Consider the following 7,751-nt stretch of genomic DNA (forward strand, 5'->3'; position numbering starts at 1 on the left):
GTCAGCCGGAGGGTCAGACCCACCCGCAGCGTCACCACAAACATCATCACTGTCAGCCGTCGCCGGCCCGGCCAAGGACCCCCGACACCTCCCGGCGCATCACGTCGCGGAGCTCCGGGGGGAGCGACCCAAGGTCCGTGGTGTCCAGGGCCCGCAGCGTCTCGTCCGTACCGGCCGTGCAGTCCGTGCTCCCGCCGATCACCTCGTAGCCGTCACGGACCGCGACGCGGACCCTGCGTCGTCCGTCCTCCTCGGCGTGCACGGCGGTGGCGACGACGAGGGGCGGCGGTCCGCCCGCTTCGGCGGGCGCCTTGTGGTACCCGCTGGTCATCGGGGCGCGCCAGCGCAGGCTGAGCAGCAGATGGCGCTTGGCCACCACCTCGGCCAGATCGGTCTCGAAGACTCCGTCCCGGTCCAGCACCGTGGCACGTGTGTCCAGGACGAGCGCCGCCGGCAGCAGACATCGCAGGGTGCTGCCCACGATGTTGCCGCCGACCGTGGCCGTCCGCCGCACCGCTCCGGTGCCCACGGTGGAGGCCGCACCGCGCAGGACTTCCGGCACCCGGTCGTCGATGCGGTGCAGCAGGACGGCCGCTCCCAGCGCCTCGTGCTCGAGCATGTTGGCCTCCGGCAGGCTGCGCAGGGACATCGCCTGCTCGGGGAAGCCGTCCCGCTGCCAGAGCGCCCACACGAGAGTGGCTCCGCCGATGGGCACCGCTCCCTCGGCCATGCAGTTCTGTGCTTCGGTCAGGGATGTGGGCAGACGCAAAAGCACGGCGGTCGACCTGCTTTCCTGGACTTCGGCCGACGGAACCGGCCACTCCGCTGCATGATCATGGACACTGCATTCTCCGTACGGCCGTGGGGGCGCGTACAGGGCTCATACGAACCCCGTGTGCGCCTGTCGTACGCCCCGGGGGCCGGACGCCGGTCCCCGGAAACCTCCCCGCGTCCCCTCGCCCGCGAGCGGCCGTGGGGACGTCAGAGCAGTCGCCGGATGTCACCGCGGACCCGGTAGAAGCCGCCGGCCGCCGAGTGCAGCGCGTCCACGACATAGCGGGCTCCGGGCTCTCGTATCGCGCGCGGGAACTGCACGTTCCACGACGAGTCGTACCCCTCGGACACCACGTGCACGCGCAGGCGGCCGGAGTCCTGAACGCATTGGACGACGATCGCCCCGGTCGGGGCCTGGGCCACCGCGGTCACCGCGCTCGCTGTCGTGGCCGGTGCGTAGGCCGGCAGCGCCTCGGCGAGCTTGACGTCCCGCGCGACCGGCACCGTGCCCTGCTGGGCGGCGGCGACGGCCGCCTCGCTCGCGTCGACGCACACCAGCGAGCCGTCGGTGGTGACCAGGTACAGCCGCTCGTCCCGGTACTGCATCGACAGGGCCGAGCCGCCGCCCGTGCCGAGCTTCCACAGCCGGGTGCCGTCCTGGTCGAAGCAGTAGACGGACGACGCCGCGTCACCGGCGAACACGAACCGGCCGCCGGGCGAGGTGGCGCACGAGTACACGGCGCCGTCGCAGGCGTAGGTGGCCTCGACGGCCCCGCTCGCCTTCGACAGCCGCTGCACCACGCGGTGTGCCGTGCCCGCGTACACGGTGTCGTCCTCCTGCCAGCCGAACAGCACGCCGCCGCGGGTGGGGGTGTGCCACAACTCGCCGCCGCCGTCTGGCGCGTAGGCGGTGACGCCCTGCTGATGACCGTGGTAGACGGCCCGGTCGTCGGCGCGCACCATCCAGGCGTGGTCGCCCCGGCTGCGGCGGGACCACTGGTGCTCGTCCTCGTGGTCGATGACGGTGAGCTTGCCGTCGCGGCCCGAGACGTCCAGCACGCCCTCGTGGATGTCCAGCCAGAAGATGTCGACGTCCGCGGCGATGTCGTACGCCGCGAACGGCAACTTGGAGGACAGGTCGTAGACCTTGCCGTCGTCGCAGCCCGCGTAGATCCAGAAGTCGTCGGCGACCAGGCACTTCACGCCGTCCGGCAGGTTGAAGCGGGCCAGCACCTGACCGTCGTGGCCCAGGGTGTACACGTCGCCCGCCTGGTTGCCGACCCAGCAGTGCTCGTCGTCGACGTGGATGCCGAACGCCGCGGAGCCCGTGCCGAACCTCCACAGCACCGGGGCCACGGCACGCGCGGTGGACGGGGCGGACGTCACCTGACGCCGGGTCACCGCGCGCGGCGCGCGCTGCCCGGGGACGGCGGGGGCATAGCCCTTGCGGACCTTCTCACCGACCTTCTTGGCGGCTGCGGCCCGCGCCTTGGCGGCCGAGGGGAAGCTGGTGACCTGGGTCTGCCCCGAGGCGCCTATCCGCCCGTAACGAACGGTCACCACCAGAGCGTCGACGATCACCTCGTAGAACTTGTGCGCGGTGCCGTCATCCTGCGACAGCTCCAGATACGTCGTCGACACCGACCCGCCAGACATGACAGACCCCTCCCCGGAACGGGCCGCCGGCCGTTCCGGCAGGTCCCACTGATCGAACCGTAGGCGGCACCACTGACAATGGACCCACCGGTGATCAATACGTGGAAGCAACCTGTCCCGGCTCCTGCGAGTCCCACATATCGCTTGCCTCCGCCGCTCCGACGCCCCCTCTCGTCCCGCTGCTCCCCTCCCCGCCTGATCCCCTCATCGCCCCCGTGCGTCCACAGCTTCAGACTCACCACGAACGAACGGACCCATGAACACCGCGACCCTGCTGGACGTCCTGCTGGACGCCGCCCACCAGTCCCCCGACCAGCTGATCGTCCATGTCCGGGGCGACGGCGGCGAGACGGCCGTCACCTTCCAGGAACTCGTGGCCGAGTCGCTGCGCGTCGCGGGCGGTCTCCGTGTCGCGGGCGTCGCGCCGGGCACCTGCGTTCCGGTGCTCGCGGAGCACAGTGCGGACTTCCAGCCCATGTTCTGGGGCGCGCTCGCGGCCGGTCTGGTGCCGGTGCCGCTCGCGCCCGACGTGCGGCGGGTCCGGCCGGTGTGGGAGCACCTCGGCCGTCCCCCGGTCGTGGTGGACACGGCCTGTGCGCCGGTGGCCGGTGAACTCCCGGACGGAGCCCGGGTCCTGCGGCTGGACGCGCTGCGCGAGGGCCCGCCGCTGGATTCCCCCGCCGCACCGGATCCGGACGGACTGGCCTTCCTGCAGTTCTCGTCCGGCAGCACGGGGGCGCCCAAGGGCGTGGAGCTGACCCACGCGGCCGTGCTGGCGAACCTGCGGCAGCTGACCGAGGCATCCGCCCTCACGGAGCACGACGTGGTGGTCAGCTGGATGCCGTACTTCCACGACATGGGGCTCATCGGCACGCATCTGGCGCCGCTGGCCGCGCGGGCCAAGCAGGTGAAGATCGGTCCCCTGTCGTTCGCGAAGAATCCCCGACTGTGGTTCGACGTGGCCGCCGCGCATCGGGGCACCGTCCTCTCGGCCGCCAACTTCGCGCTGGCGCTGACCCTCCGCCGGGTTCCCGAGGAGGTGTTCGCCGCGCTGGACCTGAGCTCGGTCCGGCTGATCACGGTGGGGGCCGAACCGATATCGGCGACGGTCTGGCGGGACTTCGCCGCCAGGACCCGGGCCTCGGGGCTGGATCCGCGGGCGGCGACACCCGTGTACGGGCTGGCCGAGGCGACGCTGGCCGTGGCGTTCCCGCCGCTGGGCGAGGTGGCCGTGCCGGTGTCCGTGGAACGTGCCGCCCTCGGCCAGGGTCGCGTGGTGGAGTGGGAGCCCGGTGGTGACGCAGCGGAGTCGGTGGAGCTGATGGACGTCGGGGTGCCGGTTCCTGGCTGCTCGGTGCGGATCACCGACGAAGCGGGCCGGCCGCTGGGCGACCGGCGGGTGGGGCACATCGAGGTGAGCGGTCCGCAGATCGCACGCGGCTACCACGGCCTGCCGGACGTGACAGCGCAATCCTTCACCGACGGGTGGCTGCGCACCGGCGACCTGGGCTTCCTCCGGGACGGCCGGCTGTGTGTCAGTGGCCGGTTCAAGGACGTCCTGTTCGTCAACGGCCGTACGTTCCACGCCCCGGACCTGGAGGAGGTGGCGTCCGGCACACCGGGGGTGCCGGCCGGGACGACGGTGGTGGTCGGGTCGACCGATCCGGTGACCGGTGGGGAGCGGGTGGTGGTGTTCGTCGCCTGGGCGCGGCCGCCGCGTACCGCGCCCGAGGTGCTGGACCGGGTCGCGCGGCGGGTCCGCGCGGCACTGGGCCACGACGACGTGCGGGTGTTCGCGCTGCCGCCGTCCGCGTTCCCCCGGACGACGAGCGGCAAGGTGCAGCGGCAGCGGATGCGGTCCCGGTTCGAGGCGGACGGGTACCGGCCATCGGCTCGTTCCGGTGCGGTGGCGGGCTCGGATGCGGTGGCCGGCTCAGGTGCGGTGGCCGGCTCGGATGCGGTGGCCGGCTCGGATGCGGTGGCCGGCTCGGATGCGGTGGCCGGCTCGGATGCAGTGGCGGACTTGGGTGCCGTAGCCGGCTCAGGTGCCGGGGTGGGTGATCCGGTGGAACGGCCTCAGCGGCCGTCGTCGTCCGGGAGTCGGGGTACGGTGCCCCGTTCACGCGAGGACGTGCGTCATGTGGTGCGTGATGTATGGGCTGCGGTCCTGGGGCTGCCCGAGGCGTCGTTCGGGGACCGGGACCGGTTCGCCGAACTGGGCGGCACCTCGCTGCGGGCCATGGAGGCGCTCGCCGCGCTGGAACGTTCCCTCGGTGTCTCGCTGGGTCCGGCGGTGATGCGCAACGACACGGTCGCCACGCTCACCGACCATCTCATGGACGTCGTCGAGGCGGACGGCGCACGGGCGGGCGGCACTTCGACGGACGGCGCGGAAACGGGCGGGCAGGAGGTCGCGTCCGCTGCGGGCGGGGCGTCCGCGACCGCCGTGGTGGGGTTGGCCTGCCGGTTCCCGGGGGCCGACACGCCGGAGGAGTTCTGGGACCTGCTCACCGCCGGCCGCGACACCGTGTCCGCGGTGCCCCCGGGCCGCTGGGACACGGACCGCCGGCACACGGGCGGCTCCAGGGGGCTCGAGGCGACCGGCCGCTGGGGGGCGTTCCTGGACGACCCCGCCGCCTTCGACGCCGGCCATTTCGGCATCGGCGACGCGGAGGCGCGCGCGCTGGACCCGCAGGCGCGCGTCTTCCTCGAGCTCGCCCACGAGGCGTTGGAACGCGCCGGGTACGCCGGACCCCGCCGCCGGGCCCTGCGGACCGGGGTCTTCGCCGCCGTCGGCGACAGCGGCTACCGGCAGCTCCTGGCGGACGCGGACACCGCCGGCACGCCGCCGACCGCTACGGCCCTGACCGGCAATCTCCCCAACCTGGTCGCCGCACGGCTGGCACACTGCCTCGACCTGGACGGCCCGGCGCTCGCCGTGGACACCGCGTGCTCCTCGGGCCTGGTGGCGCTGCATCTGGCCCGGCGCAGTCTCGCGGACGGCGAGTGCGACGTCGCGGTCGTGGGCGGGGTCAACCTGCATCTCACCGCGTCGGCGCACCAGGCCCTGGAGGCGGCCAAGGCCCTGTCGCCGACCGGACGCAGCCGTGCTTTCAGCACGTCGGCCGACGGGTTCGTGCCCGGCGAGGGCGGCGCGGTCCTCGTCCTGCGGCGGCTCGACGAGGCCCAGCGGGACGACGACGAGGTCCTGGCCGTCGTACGCGGTACGGCCGTCAACAACGACGGTACGTCGCTGAGCCTGATGGCACCCAACCCGCTGCGTCAGCGCGAGGTGATCGGCCGTGTCTACGAGCAGTGCGGGGTCGACCCGGCGTCGGTCTCGTACGTCGAGGCCCACGGTACGGGTACGGCCGTCGGCGATCCGATCGAACTGCGGTCCCTCGCCCATGCCTTCCCGGCCCGCCCGGACGGCCGTCCCCGGCTGCTCGGCTCGGTGAAGACCAACATCGGGCACCTGCTGAACGCGGCGGCACTTCCCTCGCTCGTAAAGGTGGTCCTGGCCCTCGGACACGGGCGCCTCCCCGCCTCGCTGCATCACACACCGGTCTCGCCCGCCGTCGAGCAGTCGAGGTTCGCCCTGGTGACGGAGGTGACGGCCTGGGAGTCGTCCGGGCCGCGCAGGGCGGGAATCAACGCCTTCGGCTTCGGCGGCACCAACGCGCACGCCGTCCTGGAGCAGGCACCACCGCGAACGGCGGATGCGCCGCGCGGGGACGACCGGGCAGGGGACCGAAACGGTCACGGCCCGAGCCTGCTCACCCTGTCGGCGGGCAGCGCGGCCGGGCTCGACGCGTGGACGGCGCGCATCTCGGACCGTCTGGGCGACCACCCGGAGTTCGAGGAGGGTGACGTCTGTCTGACGGCGGGCGTCGCACGCGACGAACGGCCGCACCGCCTCGCCGTCGTGGCCGCCGGCGACCTGCGCGAACGGCTCGCCTCGGTACGCGTCGCCGACGGCTCGCCCGTGCCGGGCGCGGCCGCCGGGACGGTGACGCACCGGCCCCGGACCGTCTACGTGTTCCCCGGGCAGGGCGGTCTGCGGCCGGGGCAGGGGCGGGAGTTGTACGCCACGGCACCCGTGTACCGCGCGACGCTGGACGAGGCGTCGGGACTGGTGGGAGCCGTGCACGGGCGGGAGTTGACGGCCTGGTGCGTGGACGGCGACGTCGACGGCGACGCACTCGCCGCGACCGAGGTGGCGCAGCCGCTGCTGGTGGCACACGGTGTCGCGCTCGCCCGGCAGTTGACGGCCTGGGGGGTGCGACCCGACGCGCTGATCGGGCACAGCGTCGGCGAACTGGCGGCTGCTTGCGTCGGCGGCATGCTGTCGCTGTCCGACGCGGTGCTGTTCGCGGCGGAACGGGGGCGGCTCATGGGCGGGTCGACCGCACCGGGCGCCATGGCGGCGGTACGGGGCGCCGAGGAACGCGAGGTGGAGTCGCTGGTGGCCGCGTCCCTGGGCGACCTCGCGGTGGCGGCGTACAACGGTCCCGGCCGGCTGGTGCTGTCCGGCTCTCCGGACGCGGTCCGGCGGGCGTCGGAGCGGCTCACCGCGCACGGCGCGACGGTCCGTCCGCTGCGGGTGCCGCATGCCTTCCACTCGCCCCTGATGGAGCCGGTCGCGCACGCCTTGAGCGTTGCGGCGCGCGGGCTGCGGGTGTCGGTTCCCGAACTCGCGGTGATGAGTACGCTCACCGCCGAGTGGCAGCCTCGGATGGATCCGGACCATCTGCGGGAACACGCCGTGCGGCCGGTGCTGTTCGGCCGGGCCGTGGAGCGTCTGCTGGACGAGGGCTACGACACGTTCGTGGAACTCGGGGCGGGTGAGAACCTCGCGGGGCCGATCCGTGCGGTGGCCGCCCGGCGCCGGGCCGACGGCGCGGCGCACGGCGCCCTTGTGGTGCCCGCCCCCGCAGCACCGTTCGACGGCGGCGAGGCTCCGGGCGGGGCCCGGGAGTTGATGGAGACGGTGGCGCGGCTGTGGGTACGCGGGGTGCCCCTCGACCGTACGGCGCTCGACGCGGGGAACCGCAGGGTGCCGCTGCCGCCGTACCCGTACCAGCGGCGCAGGTACTGGCCCGAGCCCGATGCGCGCGGACTGCTGCACCGCGTCGAGTGGCGGCCTGCCCCCCTGTCCGGCGACGACCTCCCCCTTACCGGCCTTTCCGGCCCGGTGCTGGTGACCGGAGCGGACGCCTCGGCGGTGCGCCGGACGGCGGACGGGTTCGCGGCCCTCGGCGTACGGGCGGTCACGGCCGACCGCGGTGACGTCCGTCCACAGGCCGTGGTCCTCCTCGGCC

3 protein-coding genes are annotated in these 7,751 nt (G+C 73.7%); 1 reads left to right on the forward strand and 2 read right to left on the reverse strand.

The genetic code is table 11. The features are described 5' to 3' along the window. Positions 1 to 52 precede the first annotated feature (52 nt). Together ACFP2V_RS25005 and ACFP2V_RS25010 are read right to left on the reverse strand one after the other, a co-directional pair. Positions 53 to 775, reverse strand: a complete 723-nt coding sequence (locus ACFP2V_RS25005; protein WP_381216747.1) for an FAD binding domain-containing protein — start codon at positions 773 to 775, stop codon at positions 53 to 55. Between the two features lie 206 nt (positions 776 to 981). Then, the gene (locus tag ACFP2V_RS25010) at positions 982 to 2,430 is read right to left on the reverse strand and encodes a WGR domain-containing protein (RefSeq protein WP_381216750.1); all 1,449 of its coding nucleotides are present in this window, start codon (positions 2,428 to 2,430) and stop codon (positions 982 to 984) included. A 256-nt stretch (positions 2,431 to 2,686) separates the two neighbouring features. On the opposite strand from ACFP2V_RS25010, the gene ACFP2V_RS25015 reads away from it, so the two are divergent. Further along, the coding region (locus ACFP2V_RS25015; RefSeq protein ID WP_381216753.1) for a beta-ketoacyl synthase N-terminal-like domain-containing protein at positions 2,687 to 7,751 on the forward strand (5,065 nt) is incomplete at its 3' end.

It is taken from the genome of Streptomyces incanus (genome assembly GCF_042656345.1).
In the GTDB taxonomy this organism is placed as follows: Bacteria; Actinomycetota; Actinomycetes; order Streptomycetales; family Streptomycetaceae; genus Streptomyces; species Streptomyces incanus.